Genomic DNA, 17,472 nt, shown 5'->3' on the forward strand with positions numbered 1-17,472 from the left:
GGGCAGCAAGGCTAGACTGCGGGAGATGAGCGCCAAGGAGGACGGCAACAGCCTCATGCCTTCAACCAACCCCCGCACGACCGCCGTGGACGACGCGCAAACCATCGCTGCGCTGCCCGACGACGCGCTGGCCGCCATGGCCGCGGCAGCGGACGAGGTGGAAGCGATGGAACGAGCGCTCGCCCGCGCGGGACGCAACCCGGTCGGCCAGGTTCTGGCCGGGCAAGGCACGTTCTACGAGATGAACCACTACCCCGATGGCGACGTCTACGACGACGAGAGCCATGCCCAGTACTACTACCACGCGCACCGCACGGGCACGGCCGAGCATGGACACTTCCACACCTTCCTGCGCGCGAAGGGCATGGAGGCGCACATGAGCCCTGCGCCCTATGAAGGCAGCTGGCCGCGCCCGCTTGGCGACGATGCGATCGCCCACCTCGTCGCGGTGTCGATGGACAAGGCCGGCGCGCCCATCGGGCTGTTCACCACCAACCGCTGGGTCACGGGGGAGACGTTCTACGGCGCGCAAGACGTGATCTCGATGCTCGACAGCTTCGAGGTCGGCCACGCCTCTCCCTGCCTCGCGACCAACCGCTGGCTGACCGCCCTGCTCCGCCTCTACCGGCCGGATATCGCGCGCCTGGTGCGCGCCCGCGACGCACAGATCAGGCTATGGGCGCTGCGGCATCCGGGCGAGGACGTGTTCGAGGACCGCGACCTCGAGATCGCCTCGGAACAGGCGATCTCGGTGCCTGAACGCATCGCGGCCGTGCGGGTAGAAGCAGCGCGCCGCGGGATCTGAGACTGGCTGGAGCAGAACGCCCTGCCGGGAATGTCCTGCGCCGCGGCATCTTTTGCCGCGCAAGGTGCAGCAGCGGGGATGAACGTGAAACTGCCCCGCGCGGACATGCGCATTCAAGCCGGTCAAAGCGGCACATAATGAAACATCACAATCAATGCCGGAAGCGCGTCTCACGTCGCTGTGAGAGAGCGTGATTGGCACTTGAAGACGGCTTCTGCTGTTGTCGCTTTGCACGCATCGGCAAACAGGCCGCTGCGGAAAGACCGGAGCCTCTCGCCATGACACGTACTTTCCTGACTGCCCTTGGTGCCGGCGCCAGCCTGGTTCTGGCCGTGGGCCTGACGCCGGCGGGCGCGTCCGCCGCTGGCGGCCAGAAGACAGTGATCGAACTGACCCAGACTGGCTGCCAGTTTCTCGAGCCGGAGGGAACCGACCACGGCTACACGACGACCGCGAAGGCCGATTGCGCGGCCGTGAACGCCCGCACGGGCGAAGACCGCCTCGCCGCCTCCAGGGTGATGACGCTGAAGCCCGGCACCTATGTCTTCCGGGTGACCAACCGCGACGTGCCCTACGGCCTCGGCTTCTGGATCCGGGGCGACGGCGCGATCGGGCGGGCGACGCTGCCGTCCGCGTCGGGCGGTGGCCTCTCGAAGGGCGTGACGAAGGACTACGAGATCACGCTGACGCCCGGCGACTATGTCTATTCCTGCCCGCTGAACCCGACGCCCGACTATCGAATCCGGGTCGAGGGCTGAGCCTGACCGAGGCACATGCGTGCCCCCCGGAGATGGCGGACAGGCCCCCGCCAGATGCGGCATGAAATGGGCCTTTCAGGGATGCGGCATCCTGCCCGCGCCCCGACGACACAGGGAGAGAACGACCATGACCACGCGCACCAAGCTGCTTGCAACGACCGCCATGATACCGCTCGCCCTCGGCCTCGCGGCCGGGCTGAGCGTGGGGGGGACGGCAACGGGCCTCGACGTCGCGCACGCCGCCTGCGGCCCCTGCAAGCCGAAGAACCCCTGCGCAGCGAAGAACCCGTGTGCGGCCAATCCTTGCGCGGCGAAGAACCCGTGTGCCGCGAAGAACCCCTGCGCGGCCAACCCGTGCGCGGCGAAGAACCCCTGCGCCGCCAAGAAATCCTGACGCGCGCCAGGCGCACCAGAACCCGATGCGCCGCCGGGGAACCCCCTCCGGCGGCGCATGGGACGCACGTGCTGCGGCCTCCGCGCACGGCGGCCCGAACTGAACGGAGAAGCTCCGGCCTCGTTACTGCCGGCTGATGTTGATCTCCTCCCAGCCGGTGACTCCGGGCACATCGGCCCAGCCGCCGCCCGTCTGGTACTGCAGGCGGGCCTGGCCGTCCTCGTCCTGCACGGCGCGCAGGTTCGGATCGCCCGGGCCGGCGCGCACCTCCAGCGTGTCCCCGCCACCAAGCCAGCGCGGAGTGTTGCTGCTGCCGTCGATCCCATAGCCGGGCTGACCGCGATCGAGGCGGAACAGGTCCGATGCGTTCACGACTGCGTAATCGTTCCCGCTGCCGCCGTCGAAGCTGTCGATCGTGCCGTAGGGATTGGCGTAATAGTCGTCGCCGGGACCGCCTTCGATCCGGCCGAACGTGCCGCCTTGCTGGCCAAGGAAGGAATCCGCGCCGGGACCGCCATTCGCCCCCGTCAGTTCTCCGCCGGGGGTGAGCCTGAACGTGTCGCTTCCACCCCCGCCGTAGACGAAGTTTGCATGGCCCGGGCCGACGATGAACGTGTCCGGTCCGTCCGTCCCTTCCAGACGCGCCCCATTGCCGGGCACGTTGAAGGTCTCGCCGCCGCTACTCCCGCCGAAGAAGCCCCAGGCGACCTGATCGCCGCCAGTTTCGGGCAAGGCGAAGTCGCCGTCCGCCGCGTCGCCGCCGGTGACAAGGGTACCCGCCTCGAGATTGCTGGATATGACACTCATGTTTGACTCCTGCTGTTGCCGCCGGGGTGCGCCCGGCAGGGATCCGCTTCCTGGCGCTTCAACCGGGGATGTAGCGGGGATCCTTCTGGATGTAGATGTTCTCGAAGTTCTGGACCTGGGGAACGCGCGACCAACTGCCGCTGGCGTCCCGGACCATCAGGTCCATGCCGCCGTCATCGTTGCGGACGGCCTGCATATCGGGATCGCCCGGCTGGGTGATGACACGCAGCGTGTCGCCCTCTCCGCCAACACCGCTGCCGAGGAAGCCGTTGCTTCCGCCGTCGATACGACTGGCCTGGGAGATCGTGTTCCAGTCGGTGATCATCCGGTCGTCGCCGGAGCCGAGGTCGTAGACCGCGTTGTTTCCGGGACTGCGCACCGTGACCAAGTCGTCGCCCGCGCCGGCGACCAGTTCGCGTCCGACCATGCCGTCGAAGCTGTCGTTTCCCGGCCCGAGATCGGCGAACTTGACGTAGCCGTTTGCCGTGTCGTCTCCGCGGCCCGTGGAGACATAATTCCACGCGCCGCTGACGGAATCGTCGCCGCCGGTGCCTTCGTAATTGGTCATCTCGCCCAGGGCGCGAGGATCGGCATGGACCTTCTCGCCCGGTCCACCGCCGAACAGCGCCACCTGCGTGCCACCCTCGCTGCCCGTCGCCGGGCTCGTGTCGGGCAGGGCGAAATCGCCGCCGGTCTCAGGCACAATGAGGGGTTCGGCGCCCGCGGCGCCGCCGATCGAACTGCTCATGATGTAGCTCCCAGTGATGCGGATCCGGCCAAGGATCCGCTGCCCTTCGAGGACCGGTTTGTCACGGGGCCAACCGTGACCAATCCTCACCGTGGTTAATCCCATATTGGGACATTACTGTCAACCAATGTGAGAAAATTTTGTCGTTCTTCTACCTGGGGGTGTTTCAGGCCGCCGCCTGTCCTGCCTCAGCGGGACGTTCCTTCACGCGGGCAGCGGGAAGACGCACCGTCGCTGTCGTGCCGATGCCGAGCTTGCTTGCCAGGATCAGCCGGCCGCCATGCTGTTCGGCGATCTGCTTGACGAGCGGCAGGCCGAGCCCGGTCCCTCCCGCGGTCCTGGTCAGCGCGGTCTCGACCCGCTCGAAGGGTTCGAGCACCTTGCCCAGGTCGCGCTCGGCGATACCGATGCCATTGTCGCGGACGATGAAGGCGAAACCCGCCGGATCGCAGACGGTCTCCACCGCGACCCGCCCGCCCGGATGGGTAAACTTGATCGCGTTCGACCCGAGATTAAGCAGCGCCTGCCGCAACAGCCGGGGATCGGCGCAGAGGACGAGGCCGCGGTCGCCTTCCGCCACCGGCAGGATGTCGAGGGCAACCCCCTTCGCGCCGGCTTGCTCGCGCAGGAGGCGATGCACATCGGCGAGTACGCCGGACGGGCAGACGTCCTCTTCATGCAGGACGATCTTGCCCGATTCGGCCCGCATCAGGTCGAGGATGTCGTTGATGATCGACAGGAGGTGCCGGCCGCTCGCATGGATGTCCTCGGCATAGTCGCGGTAACGCGGTCCCTGGGTGGCATAGGGGCCGAACATCTCGCCGCGCACGATGTCGGAGAAGCCGATGATCGCGTTCAAAGGGGTGCGCAATTCGTGGCTGACGACGGCCAGGAACTCGGACTTGGACCGGCTGGCCGCCTTCGCCTCGCGCGCGAGGTCGACGGCCATGCGCTTCTGGGTCTCGAGCATCCGGGCGAGAGCAAAGCCTGTCCTCTCGGCACGCTCCCAGCGGTGACGTACGGCAAACAGGATCGGCAACGTCATCAGCGCCAGCAGGCCGGCCTCGGCCACCGGCCCGCCGGCCTGGGACAGGAAGGACAGCCCCGACATCGCACCGAGGTAAAGCACTGCCATCATCACGATGGCCCGGAAGCACGCCGGCATCGCGACAAGGCTGCCGAGCATCAGAAGGTTCGCACCGTGGAGAGCGAGGTGCGCCGCGCCATCGTCGAGTACGCCTCCCGCAATGACGAGCAGAAGACCCCATGCCGCTACAGCAGCCGCCGCAGTGCCGCGGTCAACGGCGGACGAGCGGCCCCGGTTCTCGCAATATGCGTGCGCCGCCTCTGGATCGTTGAAGGCAAGCGTCAGGGGGTGAACCGTGATTGGCTCGACCGTGCCGATGATCCGCCGTTCGGCTTCCCTGTCCCAATCCATCGCCCCGTGCGCTCCGTTGCCGCAAGCCGCCAGACTCGCGCATGAATTGAACGTCCGGCATATGAATAAACCGTCAAGGGTATCGGCGCCCGCCCTCGGCCCGTGCGCCGAACTCGCGTTCCACCTCGATCCGGCGCGCCTCCAGCTGCGCCGCCGGAACGGACCATGCCGCCTCGGCCCGCACCCGCGCCCCTTCGCCGGCGGCCACGGCCGCCTGCGTCGCCCGCAACCGGTCGGCCGCATCGGGGCGATCGGCCACCATTCGCCGGGTTGCGCCCAGCGTCCGGCGCGCCTCGAACACGGCTGCCTCGGCCGCCGTCAGCACGGCTTCGGCCTCGGCCAGGCGCGCCTCGATCACCGGGGTCGGCAGGAATTCTTCCGGGAACGCGGGCGCCGCGGGCAGGCGCGGGATCACGCGGCGCGTGAGGTCTGTCACGACCGTGCCCCGCCGGACGGGCCGTACCGCCGGCTCTCCGGTACCGGCCAGAAGATCGGCCGCCGGCTGCGCCAGCCGGGCAAGCGCCGCGAGCGTATCGGGCCCTGCAGCCGCCATGTCCCGGCCCGGACCCGACGCTGTCGTCCCGAAAGAAGGCGCCGGCGACGCGCCAGGCAGCGAGTCTGCGGTTCGCGGCAGGATCAGCGCGACACCGGCGCAAAGCAGCACGAGACTGAGGAGCACGCTCATCCGCGGGCCGCCTGCCGCGGGTCTGGCGATGCGCGCACGCAGGCGCTGCGCGGCAGCATGGGAGGCATTGTCGCCGCCCGGCACCGCGCCGGCGCGGACGGTCACTGCGGCAAGGTCGGGCATGGATCCCTCACGCAACTGGTACGGACACAACCGTCACCGGTTACGCAAGGACGATGCCAGACGGCTCAGGGCACGTAGCCGCCGCCTTCCAGATAGGCGGTTTCCTCCTCCGTGGACACCCGGCCCAGGGCGGCGTTGCGGTGCGGGAAGCGCCCGAACCGGGCGATCATGTCGCGGTGCTGGATCGCGTGATGCAGCGTGTTGGGATTGTCGAGCCGGGTGCGGACGAGGTCGACGCACAACTCCTGATCCTCCAGCGCCTCCGAATGCATGAAGGGCATGTAGCAGAACGGGCGCAAGGCCTCCTCGATCCGCCGGTCGTGCCCGGCCTCGAGCATCAGCCGCGCGACCGCGCGGGCGGCGGCGTCGGTCGTGAATGCCTTGGCGCTGTCCCGGAACATGTTGCGCGGGAACTGGTCGAGCACGATGACGAGGGAGAGTGCGTCCTTCCCCTCCCGCGCCCAGTGGGCGAGCGCGCCGCCCTTCGCCGCTTGCCAGAGCGGCAGGAACCGCCTCCGGATCTCGGCATCGACGGCGTCGTCCTTGCGGAACCAGCCACTCGGTCCGAGATCGCGCCAGAAGTCGAGGACCGCGCCGGGTCCGGGAAGGCTCGCTGCCGTCATGCCGCGCCCTCCTCCGGCACGAACTGCACCCGGTCGCCGAGCCGCAGCGTCCCGCCGCGCAGCACGCGGCAGGTCACGCCGCCCCGCCATTCCGGATCCAGCAGGCGGCGCAGGCCCGGACGCTCCTGCTCCATACGGCTGCAGGGCTCGGTCTCACCGGTGATTGCAAGCAGCGCATCGCCAATGCTCAGGCATCCCCCGGATGCGCGCGGATTGGAGAGACCGCCAACATAAAGGTTCGCCCGCCGAAGTGTCCAGGCAAGCCGCCCGCCGGCATCGGCGCACACCCGTGCCCAATCCTCCTCGAACAGCACCGAAACCTGCCGGCCGTCAAGCGTGCCGCGCCAGTCGCCGTCCAGTCCGTGCACCGGATCGAGCGCGGCCTGCGAACGCATGCTCATCGGCGCACGCGTGCGGGCCTTGACTGCAATTCCGAGAAGCCGTCCGCTCATGCGCCGCCCCGTGCCGTTGCAAATCCGGCTGAGAGTCTAGGGCGTGACGCGCGCGGCGCAAGTGAGGCCGGTGTTGCTCAGCCCACCTGCCGGGCTGCCGTACCGTCGTCGAGCACGCACGCGAAGGCGTGCAGCACCCGGGGCCAGTCTGCGCAGATCGACGCGAACGCGGCTTCCGCGGCAGCGAGGTCGCCTTCGCGGGCGGCCGCCTCGACCTTGCGGGCGGCCTCGGACACGGACCGTGCGCCGGCATTCGCCGCACCCGACTTCAGGCTGTGCGCCGCATCGGCGACGGCGGCCGCATCCGCCGCAGAGAAGCCGGCCTCCAAACTGGAAAGCAGCCCCTCGCCGCTGCGCTCGAAGGCCTGGACGATGCGGCCGAGAACGCTCGGCATGCCGGGCCGCTGCAGCGATTGCAGCGCGCCGATCGTCTCCATGTCGAGCAGGTCGGTCGGTTGGGTCATGACGCAGCCTCTCCCCGAAAGGGCAAATACCTGTGCATCAGGCTAGTCATTGCCGGTTAGGAACTCGTTAATCCCCTTAGCGGACCTGCGCCCGGTACCTGAGCTCGAAGGCCGGCGGGGTACCCCCGTTTCCGGCCATCGCGCCCTTGGGGTGAAACCGGATGTAGCGCACCTGCGGGTCGTATCCCGGCTGGGGTACATAGGTGAACACTGTGGGCGAACCGTCCGAGTAGGCCAGATCGCCCGGCCCGCCACAGCAAACGAGACCGCTGCCCGCGTCCACGAACGCAACCGGCCCGGTTTCCGGCCCTGCATCGTCCATGTCCCCGTTGAAGAACATGACGTCCGGCGGGACTGCGCCGACAAGCACGACACTGTCGGTATCGGTGGCGCCCGGGCCCGCGTTCTCGACCCGGATGGTTAGCAGCATGTCGGTTCCGGGCAACGCCTTGAGCCCCAGCACGCCGGGATCGTACACCTCGACGGTCTGGGCCACGGTCAGCGCGGCCTGGCTGAGCGTCTCCGCACACCAGAAGATCGTGCCGAGCGCGAGGTCGTGCCTGTCGGGATTGCCGGGGCTCGTGTCGGCGCTTCGGAAGACGATGGTGACGCTGTCGACAGGGGCCGGGAACGCCGCCTCCACATTGTTCGCGGCCGTTGCGACGCTGGCGAGGCCAAAGGCCCGGTTCCCCGTGGCGGCGGCCGATACCCCTACCGCCCGAAGAACGGGGGCAACTGCGCCTCCGGCGCTGCTGCCCGTGACTTCAACGGCTTCCACGCGGCTGCGTTCCACGCCCTCGAAGGCGCGGTCGAGGTCGAACAGCGTGAACCGCAAGTCGGCGATGGGCCGGCTCAGCGTGATCGTCAGCGTGATGGCGTGATCCTGCGTCTTGTCGGGCGGATCGAACCAGACGTCGAGCGAACGATAGGCCCCGCCCTCGCCGTTGCGGGTGCTCCACGTGTCGTCGGGCCGGTTGTTGGTAAAGAGCCCGGTCGCGCCGGTGAACGCGAAGTCGAACGTGACGGGATCCCCGCCGTTCGCACTGGTTTTCGTGAAGCTCGCAGCGGCATCCCCGCGCGGCCAGTTGGTGTTGCGCCACTCGAGCGCGTCGAGCGGCAGCCCGCACACCGGTGCAGGCAGCGCCGCAGTCGACTCCGGCAACGGCGTCAGATCGAGCGTGGCACTGTCGTCCTCGCCCGGTTGTGCAACGGCATTCCCGGGCGTCGAATCCGGGTCGAAGGCCGAGGAGGTCACGATCTCGGCCTCGACCGCATGTGGCCCCGTCCGCTCTGCCGCCAGATGGAGCGTCAGCGTGGCGCTCCCGCCTGCCGCGAGCGTCCCCACGGTCCAGAGGCCGGTACCGGACGCATAGGCCGGGCCGCCGTCATGGCCGAGCAGCGTCAGTCCAGCCGGCACAGCCACCGAAACGCCGACACCGGACGTCGCGCCCGGCCCTGCGTTGGAAACCGTGACGGTCACGGGCACGCTTTCGCCGATTGCGGGGGGCTGAATCGCTGCGGCGAGCGTCAGAGACAGGTCCGCCGGATCGGCCGCGGACGAGGAGATCTCGTCGATGAAGACGGCGGAATCCCAGAAGCGGTCGACGCTGTCCGCGATGGCCAGCTTGATCCGGTAGGTCTGGCCAGGCACGACCTGCGTTTGCGCCGTGATGGGCAGCGTCAGCCCGTCGAACTGCAGATTGCGGTGCTGGTTGGGCCGGGAGCCGTCGCCATTGTCGACATAGAGCGCGGTGTTGTTGATCGGGCAATTGCCGGCGCTGCCGAACTGGCCCGGTTGGCCCGGATTGACGCTGTTGATCGACACGGGCGTGTTCGTTCCGGGAACGAGGGCGAGGTTGCGCGTCTCCTCCGCCCCTCCGGGCGTGAACACGCCGGTCACGAAGATGCCGAACACGTCGCGAAACTGGCTGCAGACATATTCCGGATAGTCTTCGCCCGCGTAGACGAAGCGCACCTGCAGGATGTTGCCCTGCGGCGTCGCATCCACCTGCAGGATGGCGGGATCGTAGACCGCGAGAAGGTCGAGCGCGCGCAGGTCCGCGTCGAAATAGATCCGGCCGTTGTCGTAGGAGACGCCGCCGCCGGAGTTCGCCCCAAGGATGGTGTTGTGAGGGCCCGCGGCATTGTTCAGCCGGTCCGGCGCCGTCTGGTTTCCGGCACCCGTGCTCAGGAAGAGGCCATCGGCGATGCCGACGACAGCCCCCGGCCGATTGGCCGACGCGCCGCCCGTGAAGATCCCGTATTGGTGCGCGGCCCCGGTGATCGCACTCAGGTTCTGCAGCGTGATATTCGGACCGGTCAATGCGGCCTGCATCTGCGCGGTGGAGGCGGCATCGTCGACCGCAAGCTGCGCCGCCGCGCCGCCCGTCCCCGCGAGCATCCCGGACAGCATCCCAAGCCCGCAGGCCAGCGCGCGGACGCAAAGCCGGACGGCAGGCAGGATCCCGCATCCGTCCCCGGACGATGCGCGCTGTTCCCCGATGCTCATGGCGCCGATGATGCCGGTGCCACGGTTAAGAAATCCTGTCGCGGAAAGAGAGCTATGCGCCCAGAAATGCGCGCAATGCGTGTGCCGTCTCGAAGGGCTTTTCGTCCATGATCATGTGGCCGCAATCGGCGATGGTGCGCACCTCCACGGCCGCGCCGGCGAGCGCGTCGGCAACCGCGCGTCCCGCCTTTGGAGGCGTCATGCGGTCGCCGTCGCCGATGAGCACGAGCGCAGGGCAGGCGACCGCCGCGGCGCGCGCCAGCGCATCGCCGAAGGCCGCGCAGGCCTTCAGATCGTTGGCGAGCACGCCCGGCCGGGAGTTCATGAGCACGGCGAGGCCGCCGCCCATCACCCAGAGTCCCGGCTGCGGGTGGCTGCCGATGTGTGCGCGCGTCCCGAAACCCCAGTCGGTGACCAGTTCGGGCGCCAGCGGCGCGTTCGCTTCCGCCGCCGCCACGAGGTCGGGGTGCACCTGCATGGAGGACGAGGTGCCGAGCAACGCGATACCGCTCACCCGGCCGGGGTAGCGCGCGGCCACGTCGAGCGCGATCAGCGAGCCCATGGAATGCCCGGCGAGCGTTGCCTTCTCGACGCCCGCGGCGTCGAGGAAGCGGACCAGCCAGTCGCCCATCTCTCCGATGCTGCTCAGGACCGGCCCTTCCGAATGGCCATGGTCCGGCAGGTCGACGGCGAGCACTCGGAATCCCAGCCGGGCGAAATGACGGGTCTGGAACAGCCAGACGCTGCCGTCCATGCCTGCACCGTGAATGAAGACGAGGACCGGCGCATCCGCGGCGGCCGGAATCCCCCCGGTCGCAGCGCGGGCAACCCTTCCGTCGACGCGCACGTCCATCAGCGGGCCTCCTTCTGGCTGGCGCGCAGCGCCTGGCGGATGTCGTCGATGATGTCGTCGGGGTCCTCGAGCCCGATGGAGAGGCGGATCATCTCCTCCCCGATCCCGGCGGCGTCCAGTTGCTCCGCGGTCAGCTGCTGGTGCGTGGTCGAGGCCGGGTGAATGGCGAGCGTCTTGGCGTCGCCGACGTTGGCGAGGTGCGAGACGAGGCGCAGCCGCTCCACGAACGTCGCCCCCGCCTTGCGCCCGCCCGCGATGCCGAAGGTGAAGATCGACCCGCAGCCCTTGGGCAGCAGGCGTTTCGCCACCGCGTGGCCGGGATGGTCCTCAAGCTCCGGATAGCTGACCCAGGCGACGCCCTCGGCCCCTTTCAGGAAGTCGATCACCTTGCGCGCGTTCTCCTGGTGGCGGGCCAGGCGGAGCGGCAGCGTCTCCAGTCCCTGCAGCAGGTAGAAGGCGGTCTGCGGCGACATCACCGCGCCGAAATCGCGCAGGCCCTCGCCGCGCGCGCGCATCAGGAAGGCGATGGGGCCGAACTCCTCCGCGAAGTCGAGGCCGGCATAGCCCGCGTAGGGCTCGCTCAGCGTCGGGAACCTGCCGTCCCTTTCCCAGTCGAAGCGGCCCGCGTCCACGATGGCCCCGCCGACCGCGATGCCGTGGCCGCCCATGAACTTCGTCACCGAATGCATGACGAGGTCCGCCCCATGGTCGAACGCCTGGAACATGGGCGGCGGCGTGAAGGTGCCGTCAAGCATCAGCGGCACGCCCGCCGCGTGCGCGACCTCGGCGACGGCGGGCACGTCCATGACCGCGAGCTTCGGGTTGCCCAGCACCTCCCCGAACACGAGCCGCGTCTCCGGCCGGATCGCGTCGCGGAACGCCGCCGGGTCGGAGGGGTCGACGAAGGTCGTCGTGATGCCGAAGCGCGGCAGCGTGTGGGCGAGCAGATAGACCGAGCCGCCATAGAGCGCGCGCGAGGCGACAATGTGCCCGCCCTGCCCCATCAGCGTGGCGATGGCGAGGTGCAGCGCACCCATGCCGCTGGCGGTCGCGACCGCACCGACGCCGCCTTCCAGCGCGGCGATCCGCTCCTCCAGCACAGCGACCGTCGGGTTGGAGATGCGGCTGTAGACGTGGCCCGGAAGTTCGAGATTGTAGAGCGCCGCGGCCGTATCCGCGTTCTCGAACACATAGGAGGTCGTCTGGTAGATCGGCACCGCGCGCGCACCTGTCGCGGGGTCCGGGCGCTGGCCCGCGTGCAAGGCGAGCGTCTCCGGTTTCAGGAACTTCGGCGCGACCATCGGCGGCATCCTCTCTCGAGTTCGTGTGCTCTCGATATCCAGCGGCGGCGATCATGGGTGAGGAGCCCGCGCCCCGCAAGCCCGCCCTGTGCCATGGCGATGCCGCCCCCCGTTGCCGCTGTGGCGCGCCCGCTTTATGGTCCGCGCGCGAGGCACGAGGGTGGCAGGCCACGGGGAACATGGAAAGGAAGCGAGCGATGGCACGCGAGATCAGGTCGGTGGCGGTGATCGGCGGCGGCACCATGGGCGGCGGCATCGCCGGGGCCGTGGCGCAGGCGGGCTTCCCGGTCCTTCTGCTGGAATCGAGCCGGGAACGCGCGGAAAAGGCGCTCGACCGCATCGTCAACGGACGCCCGCCCGCGGTCGACGACGCGGACGCAGCCGCCCGCATCGCCATCGGCACGGTGGACGAGGATCTGGGCAAGCTCGCGGACTACGACTGGGTGTGCGAGGCGATCGTCGAGGACCTGGCCGCCAAGCGCGCGCTCTTCGGGAAGATCGAGCCGTTGCGCAAGCCCGGCTCGGTCGTCTCCACCAACACCTCCGGCATCCCGCTGCGCACCATCTCGGAAGGCATGCCGGAAAGCTTCCGGCGCGACGTCTGCGTCACCCACTATTTCAACCCGGTGAAGGTGATGAAGCTGCTGGAGCTTGTACCCGACACCGATACAGACCCTGAGGTGATCGAGGCGCTCGCCGCCTTCAACCGCGCGCACCTGGGCAAGGGCGTCGTGTTCGCCAAGGACACGGTCAACTTCATCGGCAACCGGATCGGCTGCTTCTGGATGCTGTCGGGCCTGCACAAGGCGAAGGCTGCGCTGAAGGCCGGGCTGACTCAAGAGACGATCGACGCGCTGATGGGCCGGCCCGTGGGCCTGCCCTCGACCGGGCTCTACGGGCTGATCGACCTCATCGGCCTCGACATCATGGACCTGGTCGGAAAGAACCTCTCGGTCAACCTGCCGGAGGGCGACGCAGGCCGCGCCTTCACCGCCCTGCCCCATGCCGAGCAGGCGATGCTCGCGCGCGGGCAGCTCGGCCGCAAGACAGGCGCGGGCTTCTACCGCATGCTGAAGGCCGAGGACGGCAGCCGCCGGAAGGAGACCTTCGACCTCACGACCGAGACCTGGCGGGAGGCCGAGGACGCGGCACTCACGGCCCCCAACGACCATGCAGAAACGCTGCTGTTCGCCGAAACCGACGAGGGGCGGTTCGCCTGGGACCTGATGGGCGGCACGCTCGCCTATGCCGCGGACCTGGTGCCAGAGATATCCGACGACATCGTCAACATCGACCGGGCGATGCGCTGGGGCTTCTCCTGGGGCAAGGGGCCGTTCGAACTGATGGACGCCGTGGGACCTGCGAAGATCGCCGCGCGGATCGAGGCCGAGGGACGTCCCCTGCCCGCCATGCTGCAGGTGCTGAAGAACGAGGGCGGCGAAACCTTCTATGGCGACGGGGGGGCGTCCTTCCTCGGCCGTGATGGCGTGCGCCGTCCGGTCCCGCAGGAGTGAGCACGCCCCCACCCGCGAAGATGACGGTCGCGGCGCCGGTCCCCCCGGCGGCGTCGCCGCCGCCGGCGCAGGCGCGTCCGCTCGAGGGCATCCTGTGGATGCTGCTGACCATGTTCCTGTTCACCACCATGGACTCGGTGGGCAAGGAGCTGCAGCAGCGCCACGAGGTCGTGCAGGTGGTGTGGGCGCGCTATTTCTTCCACGTCCTGCTGCTCGCCATCGTGATGCACCGCCATCTGCCGGGCATGATGCGGACGAGGGCGCCGGTTCTGCAGGTCACGCGCTCGGCGCTGCTGCTCGTCACCACGCTGCTGTTCTACATGGGCCTTCGCTCGCTCCAGGTGGCAGAGGCGTCGTCGATCATGTTCCTCACGCCGCTGATCGTGACGGCGCTGGCGGTCCCGCTTCTGGGAGAGAAGGTGGGCTGGCGGCGCTGGGCCTCCATCCTCGTCGGTTTCGTGGGCGCGCTCATCATCGTGCGGCCGGGCAGCGGCGCGCTGGGGATCGCCGCCCTGTTCGTGATGGCGGGGGCGACGTCGAACGCGCTCTACCACATCACGACCCGCAAGGTCTCGCTGGTGGACAGCCCGTGGACGACGCTCGCGCATACCGGGACGGTCGGCGTCGTGGTGACGACGTGCGCGGTCCCGTTCTTCTGGACCGAGCCGTCTGCTGGCGACTGGGCCCTGTTCGTCCTGATGGGCGCGATCGGCGTGACCAGCCAGTTCGCGCTGATCCGCGCATTGACGGTCGCGGGTGCCTCGACGGTTGCGCCCTTTTCCTATTCGACGCTCATCTGGGCGACCATGTGGGGCTATCTGCTGTTCGGCGACCTGCCGGATGCGCAAACGCTGACCGGTGCGTTGATCATCGTGGCCAGCGGGCTCTATGTGTATCATCGTGAACGGGTCAGGACGGGACGCTGAGGGCACAGATGCTACCGAAAGCGAAAACCTGGGACGCACTGCAGGCGGATTTCCGGTGGGAGATCCCCGCGCACTACAACATCGGCGCGGACGTTTCTGACAAGTGGGCGGGCACCCGGCGCACGGCGCTGATCCTGACCGACGACGCAGGCGAGGAGACCCGCCGCGTCAGCTTCGCCGAACTTTCGGTCATGTCGAACCGGCTCGCCGATATCCTGGTGCGCATGGGCGTGGCACGCGGCGACCGGATCGGCATTCTGCTGCCGCAGGCGCTTGAAACGGCGGTGAGCCACGTTGCCGCCTACAAGATGGGCGCGGTGGCGGTGCCGCTGTTCACGCTGTTCGGCGGCGACGCGCTTGCCTATCGGCTGGAGAACTCCGGCGCGCGGGCGCTGGTTACCGACCTCGAGAACCTGCCCAAGATCGAGGAGATCCGCAACCGCCTGCCGGAGCTTGAGACGATCCTCGTGACCGACGGGGAGGGTGCGCTCGCCCCCGATGCGGAGCGCCGCGGCATCCGCCCCTTCTGGCCGACGCTGGCGCGCGGGTACGAGCGATTCGGCGCCGCGCCGACGACGCCGAACGACCCGGCGCTGATCATCTACACCTCCGGCACGACCGGCCAGCCCAAGGGCGCGCTGCACGGGCATCGGGTGCTGCTCGGCCACCTGCCGGGCGTGGAGATGCCGCACAGGCTCTTCCCGAAGCGCGGCGACCTGTTCTGGACGCCGGCCGACTGGGCCTGGATCGGCGGACTGATCGACGTGCTGCTGCCCGCGCTGCACCACGGCGTGCCCGTCGTTGCGCACCGCATGCGCAAGTTCGACCCGCAGCGCGCCGTCGACATGATGGCGAAGCTGAAGGTGCGCAACGCCTTTCTGCCGCCGACCGCGCTGAAGCTGATGCGCGCGGCCGACGCCCACAACCCGGAGCTGAAGCTGCGGTCCGTCGGCTCGGGCGGGGAACCGTTGGGCGAGGAGCTGGTCGCCTGGGCGAAGGATCGCCTCGGCGTCACGATCAACGAGTTCTACGGCCAGACCGAATGCAACCTCGTGGTCGCGAACAATGCGGACCTTTTCCCGCCGAAGCCTGGCTCCATGGGCAAGCCCGTTCCCGGCCACCGCGTCGCCGTGATCGACACCGAGGGCAACGAACTGCCGCCGGGCGAGGTGGGCGAGATCGCCGTGCGCCGCCCCGATCCGGTCATTTTCCTCGGCTACTGGCACAACAATGCCGCCAATACGGAGAAGCTGCGCGGCCCCTGGTGGCTGACGGGCGATACCGGGACGGTTGACGAGGACGGCTATTTCTGGTTCCGCGGGCGGGCAGACGACGTGATCACCAGCGCCGGATACCGGATCGGCCCGGCGGAGATCGAGGAGTGTCTGATGACCCATCCGGCCGTCGCCATGGCCGCGGCGATCGGCGTGCCCGACCCGGAACGCACGGAGCGCATCCGCGCCTACATCGTGCTGCGCGAGGGCACGCACGCCAGCGACGGCCTCGCCGACGAGATCCGCAACCACGTCCGCACGCGGCTGGCCGCACACGAATATCCGCGCGAAATCCGCTTCGTCGCGGAGTTGCCAATGACCGCCACGGGCAAGATCATGCGGCGCACGTTGCGCGAGGCCGCCCGTAACGAAACCTGAGCCTGTTGGCCCCTATTCTCCCTGCCAAAGTCAGTCCGGAAGGAGTGTTCATGCCTGTCTCCCCCACCAGCCGCATTGGTGCGCGCGCCGCCACGACCCTCGGCGCGTTGGCGCTGGCCGCCGCGCTGGCAATGCCCGCAGTACCCGCCCTTGCGCAGACCGAGGCGACGCCCGCCCAGCCCACCCCGCCGCAGCCCAACATCACGCGGACGGAAGACTTCCGGGACTGGAAACTCGTGTGCGGGACACCGCCCGGCAATGCGGGCGCGCCGGAGCAATGCCACCTGCTGCAAAGCGTGGTGGTGAGCGAGACCAAGCGCCGCATCCTGCAGGCCGAGGTCGGCGACAGCCAGAACGGACGCATCCTCGCGCTGACCGTCCCGCTCGGGATCTACCTTCCCGCGGGAATCGAGATCGCGATCGACGGCGGCGAGAAGACGCGCATCCCCGTGGACGTGTGCCAGCCGAACGGGTGCGCGGCGGCGCTCAAGCTCGAAGGCGCGATGCTGAACCGGCTGAAGAACGGCTCCCGCGCCGTCATCACCTTCCAGAACATCCAGATGCGGCCGATCGACGTGCCGCTGTCGCTGCTGGGCTTCACCGCAGGCTTCGCGCAGGTGAAGTGACGCGGCGCACATGATGCCGGGAGCTTAGGCTCCCGGCCTTGCCCGAGCGGGCACGGGTTCCGGTCCCCGCAATCAGGTCCAGTACTCAGGCCCCGTCTGCCGGCCCGCCCGCGTCGGGTCCCGCCAAGGCCTGCGCCTGGCCAATCCAGTTCTCCCGCGAGATCCGCCCCGGGAACGCGCCAAGCTCGCCCGCGAGCCAGCGGACCTCGTCCGGGGTCAGCGCGGCGATCTGCCGGAAATGGTAGATGCCGAGGTCATTGAGCGTGCCCTGGATCTTCTGGCCGATCCCGCGGATCGCGGTCAGGTCGTCGGGGGCTCCTGCAGGCGCGGTCAACAAGCCCTGCGGCTTGCGCACGGGCCCCTCGTCGGGAACCTGCGCGTCGGGGCCGTGCTGTACCGGTGCCGCCGGCCGCGACGCCCCGCCCGCGCGCGTCCGCAGGTCGAGCAGGTCGCGCTCCAGCCCCGACAGCCGGGCCGATTCCGCCTCCCATTTCCGGCGCAAGGCGTCGAGCGCCTGCTCACGCTCGGCGGTTCGGGCCTGCAAGGCCGTTCGCTCGGCCTCGAGTTCCGCGATCCGCGCATCGCGGGTATCTACCGCGCGCGCCACCTCGTCGCGCGCGAGCACCGCCCGGCACGCCCAGCCGACGAGACCCCCGGCAATCGCAAGGATTGCCAGCACCGTCAGCGATCCAGCCCATTCCTCGATCATCCGCGCCCCCCCGCGCCGTGACCCCCTCACCGCACCCTTGGGCAGTACGGCGGGCGGAAGCATAACCGCGGAGCGTGCAAGGCGT

18 protein-coding genes are annotated in these 17,472 nt (G+C 69.1%); 7 read left to right on the top strand and 11 right to left on the bottom strand.

Annotation, left to right across the window (positions count from 1 at the left end):
* Nucleotides 1-25 precede the first annotated feature (25 nt).
* The 3 genes from NJQ99_RS07480 to NJQ99_RS07490 all read left to right on the top strand — a co-directional run bounded on the left by NJQ99_RS07480 (nucleotide 26) and on the right by NJQ99_RS07490 (nucleotide 1,957).
* Nucleotides 26-805: a DUF6969 family protein gene (locus NJQ99_RS07480; RefSeq protein ID WP_269332206.1), complete on the top strand. Its 780-nt coding sequence runs from the start codon at nucleotides 26-28 to the stop codon at nucleotides 803-805.
* A 278-nt stretch (nucleotides 806-1,083) separates the two neighbouring features.
* Nucleotides 1,084-1,563: a hypothetical protein gene (locus NJQ99_RS07485; protein ID WP_269332207.1), complete on the top strand. Its 480-nt coding sequence runs from the start codon at nucleotides 1,084-1,086 to the stop codon at nucleotides 1,561-1,563.
* Between the two features lie 127 nt (nucleotides 1,564-1,690).
* On the top strand, nucleotides 1,691-1,957 hold the full coding sequence (locus tag NJQ99_RS07490) for a hypothetical protein (protein ID WP_269332208.1): 267 nt from the start codon (nucleotides 1,691-1,693) through the stop codon (nucleotides 1,955-1,957).
* A gap of 123 nt (nucleotides 1,958-2,080) precedes the next feature.
* Here NJQ99_RS07490 and NJQ99_RS07495 read toward each other — a convergent pair whose 3' ends face one another.
* The 10 genes from NJQ99_RS07495 to NJQ99_RS07540 all read right to left on the bottom strand — a co-directional run bounded on the left by NJQ99_RS07495 (nucleotide 2,081) and on the right by NJQ99_RS07540 (nucleotide 11,960).
* Nucleotides 2,081-2,764 carry a hypothetical protein gene (locus NJQ99_RS07495; RefSeq protein ID WP_269332209.1) on the bottom strand — a complete coding sequence of 228 codons (684 nt, stop codon included), beginning with the start codon at nucleotides 2,762-2,764 and terminating at the stop codon, nucleotides 2,081-2,083.
* Nucleotides 2,765-2,822: 58 nt separating this feature from the next.
* Nucleotides 2,823-3,512, bottom strand: a complete 690-nt coding sequence (locus tag NJQ99_RS07500) for a hypothetical protein (protein WP_269332210.1) — start codon at nucleotides 3,510-3,512, stop codon at nucleotides 2,823-2,825.
* A gap of 166 nt (nucleotides 3,513-3,678) precedes the next feature.
* Entirely contained in the window at nucleotides 3,679-4,950 is a 1,272-nt protein-coding gene (locus NJQ99_RS07505) for a sensor histidine kinase (RefSeq protein WP_269332211.1), read from the bottom strand.
* A gap of 73 nt (nucleotides 4,951-5,023) precedes the next feature.
* Nucleotides 5,024-5,758, bottom strand: coding sequence for a hypothetical protein (locus NJQ99_RS07510; RefSeq protein ID WP_269332212.1), 735 nt, complete (start codon nucleotides 5,756-5,758; stop codon nucleotides 5,024-5,026).
* 65 nt (nucleotides 5,759-5,823) lie between these two features.
* On the bottom strand, nucleotides 5,824-6,381 hold the full coding sequence (locus tag NJQ99_RS07515; RefSeq protein ID WP_269332213.1) for a DUF924 family protein: 558 nt from the start codon (nucleotides 6,379-6,381) through the stop codon (nucleotides 5,824-5,826).
* Nucleotides 6,378-6,833 (bottom strand): MOSC domain-containing protein, encoded by a 456-nt coding sequence (locus NJQ99_RS07520; protein ID WP_269332214.1) that lies wholly within the window; start codon nucleotides 6,831-6,833, stop codon nucleotides 6,378-6,380. Before NJQ99_RS07520 ends, NJQ99_RS07515 begins: the two co-directional genes overlap by 4 nt.
* Before the next feature lie 77 nt (nucleotides 6,834-6,910).
* Nucleotides 6,911-7,297 (bottom strand): Hpt domain-containing protein, encoded by a 387-nt coding sequence (locus NJQ99_RS07525; RefSeq protein WP_269332215.1) that lies wholly within the window; start codon nucleotides 7,295-7,297, stop codon nucleotides 6,911-6,913.
* A 76-nt stretch (nucleotides 7,298-7,373) separates the two neighbouring features.
* On the bottom strand, nucleotides 7,374-9,806 hold the full coding sequence (locus NJQ99_RS07530) for a DUF11 domain-containing protein (protein WP_269332216.1): 2,433 nt from the start codon (nucleotides 9,804-9,806) through the stop codon (nucleotides 7,374-7,376).
* 52 nt (nucleotides 9,807-9,858) lie between these two features.
* Nucleotides 9,859-10,659: an alpha/beta fold hydrolase gene (locus NJQ99_RS07535; RefSeq protein WP_269332217.1), complete on the bottom strand. Its 801-nt coding sequence runs from the start codon at nucleotides 10,657-10,659 to the stop codon at nucleotides 9,859-9,861.
* Nucleotides 10,659-11,960, bottom strand: coding sequence for an O-acetylhomoserine aminocarboxypropyltransferase (locus NJQ99_RS07540; protein WP_269332218.1), 1,302 nt, complete (start codon nucleotides 11,958-11,960; stop codon nucleotides 10,659-10,661). The genes NJQ99_RS07535 and NJQ99_RS07540 overlap by 1 nt, the downstream gene beginning before the upstream one ends.
* Nucleotides 11,961-12,157: 197 nt before the next feature.
* On the opposite strand from NJQ99_RS07540, the gene NJQ99_RS07545 reads away from it, so the two are divergent.
* From NJQ99_RS07545 to NJQ99_RS07560, 4 genes are read left to right on the top strand one after another with little or no spacing between them, the layout of a single operon-like run.
* The gene (locus NJQ99_RS07545; protein WP_269332219.1) at nucleotides 12,158-13,474 is read left to right on the top strand and encodes a 3-hydroxyacyl-CoA dehydrogenase family protein; all 1,317 of its coding nucleotides are present in this window, start codon (nucleotides 12,158-12,160) and stop codon (nucleotides 13,472-13,474) included.
* Nucleotides 13,471-14,400 (top strand): DMT family transporter, encoded by a 930-nt coding sequence (locus NJQ99_RS07550; protein ID WP_269332220.1) that lies wholly within the window; start codon nucleotides 13,471-13,473, stop codon nucleotides 14,398-14,400. Before NJQ99_RS07545 ends, NJQ99_RS07550 begins: the two co-directional genes overlap by 4 nt.
* An 8-nt stretch (nucleotides 14,401-14,408) precedes the next feature.
* On the top strand, nucleotides 14,409-16,052 hold the full coding sequence (locus tag NJQ99_RS07555) for an acyl-CoA synthetase (RefSeq protein ID WP_269332221.1): 1,644 nt from the start codon (nucleotides 14,409-14,411) through the stop codon (nucleotides 16,050-16,052).
* Between the two features lie 50 nt (nucleotides 16,053-16,102).
* On the top strand, nucleotides 16,103-16,678 hold the full coding sequence (locus tag NJQ99_RS07560) for an invasion associated locus B family protein (RefSeq protein ID WP_269332222.1): 576 nt from the start codon (nucleotides 16,103-16,105) through the stop codon (nucleotides 16,676-16,678).
* Nucleotides 16,679-16,763: 85 nt separating this feature from the next.
* Here the strand turns inward: NJQ99_RS07560 and NJQ99_RS07565 are convergent, their stop codons facing one another.
* On the bottom strand, nucleotides 16,764-17,387 hold the full coding sequence (locus NJQ99_RS07565) for a hypothetical protein (protein WP_269332223.1): 624 nt from the start codon (nucleotides 17,385-17,387) through the stop codon (nucleotides 16,764-16,766).
* Nucleotides 17,388-17,472: the final 85 nt, after the last annotated feature.

Origin of the sequence: Futiania mangrovi (genome assembly GCF_024158125.1) — a bacterium.
Classification (GTDB): domain Bacteria; phylum Pseudomonadota; class Alphaproteobacteria; order Futianiales; family Futianiaceae; genus Futiania; species Futiania mangrovi.

Coding starts and splice junctions, on each gene's coding strand:
- NJQ99_RS07565 (WP_269332223.1), bottom strand. CDS start 17,387: ATGATCGAGGAATGGGCTGGATCGCTGACGGTGCTGGCAATCCTTGCG.
- NJQ99_RS07485 (WP_269332207.1), top strand. CDS start 1,084: ATGACACGTACTTTCCTGACTGCCCTTGGTGCCGGCGCCAGCCTGGTT.
- NJQ99_RS07555 (WP_269332221.1), top strand. CDS start 14,409: ATGCTACCGAAAGCGAAAACCTGGGACGCACTGCAGGCGGATTTCCGG.
- NJQ99_RS07490 (WP_269332208.1), top strand. CDS start 1,691: ATGACCACGCGCACCAAGCTGCTTGCAACGACCGCCATGATACCGCTC.
- NJQ99_RS07515 (WP_269332213.1), bottom strand. CDS start 6,381: ATGACGGCAGCGAGCCTTCCCGGACCCGGCGCGGTCCTCGACTTCTGG.
- NJQ99_RS07530 (WP_269332216.1), bottom strand. CDS start 9,806: ATGAGCATCGGGGAACAGCGCGCATCGTCCGGGGACGGATGCGGGATC.
- NJQ99_RS07505 (WP_269332211.1), bottom strand. CDS start 4,950: ATGGATTGGGACAGGGAAGCCGAACGGCGGATCATCGGCACGGTCGAG.
- NJQ99_RS07535 (WP_269332217.1), bottom strand. CDS start 10,659: ATGGACGTGCGCGTCGACGGAAGGGTTGCCCGCGCTGCGACCGGGGGG.
- NJQ99_RS07500 (WP_269332210.1), bottom strand. CDS start 3,512: ATGAGCAGTTCGATCGGCGGCGCCGCGGGCGCCGAACCCCTCATTGTG.
- NJQ99_RS07525 (WP_269332215.1), bottom strand. CDS start 7,297: ATGACCCAACCGACCGACCTGCTCGACATGGAGACGATCGGCGCGCTG.
- NJQ99_RS07560 (WP_269332222.1), top strand. CDS start 16,103: ATGCCTGTCTCCCCCACCAGCCGCATTGGTGCGCGCGCCGCCACGACC.
- NJQ99_RS07545 (WP_269332219.1), top strand. CDS start 12,158: ATGGCACGCGAGATCAGGTCGGTGGCGGTGATCGGCGGCGGCACCATG.
- NJQ99_RS07480 (WP_269332206.1), top strand. CDS start 26: ATGAGCGCCAAGGAGGACGGCAACAGCCTCATGCCTTCAACCAACCCC.
- NJQ99_RS07540 (WP_269332218.1), bottom strand. CDS start 11,960: ATGGTCGCGCCGAAGTTCCTGAAACCGGAGACGCTCGCCTTGCACGCG.
- NJQ99_RS07510 (WP_269332212.1), bottom strand. CDS start 5,758: ATGCCCGACCTTGCCGCAGTGACCGTCCGCGCCGGCGCGGTGCCGGGC.
- NJQ99_RS07495 (WP_269332209.1), bottom strand. CDS start 2,764: ATGAGTGTCATATCCAGCAATCTCGAGGCGGGTACCCTTGTCACCGGC.
- NJQ99_RS07520 (WP_269332214.1), bottom strand. CDS start 6,833: ATGAGCGGACGGCTTCTCGGAATTGCAGTCAAGGCCCGCACGCGTGCG.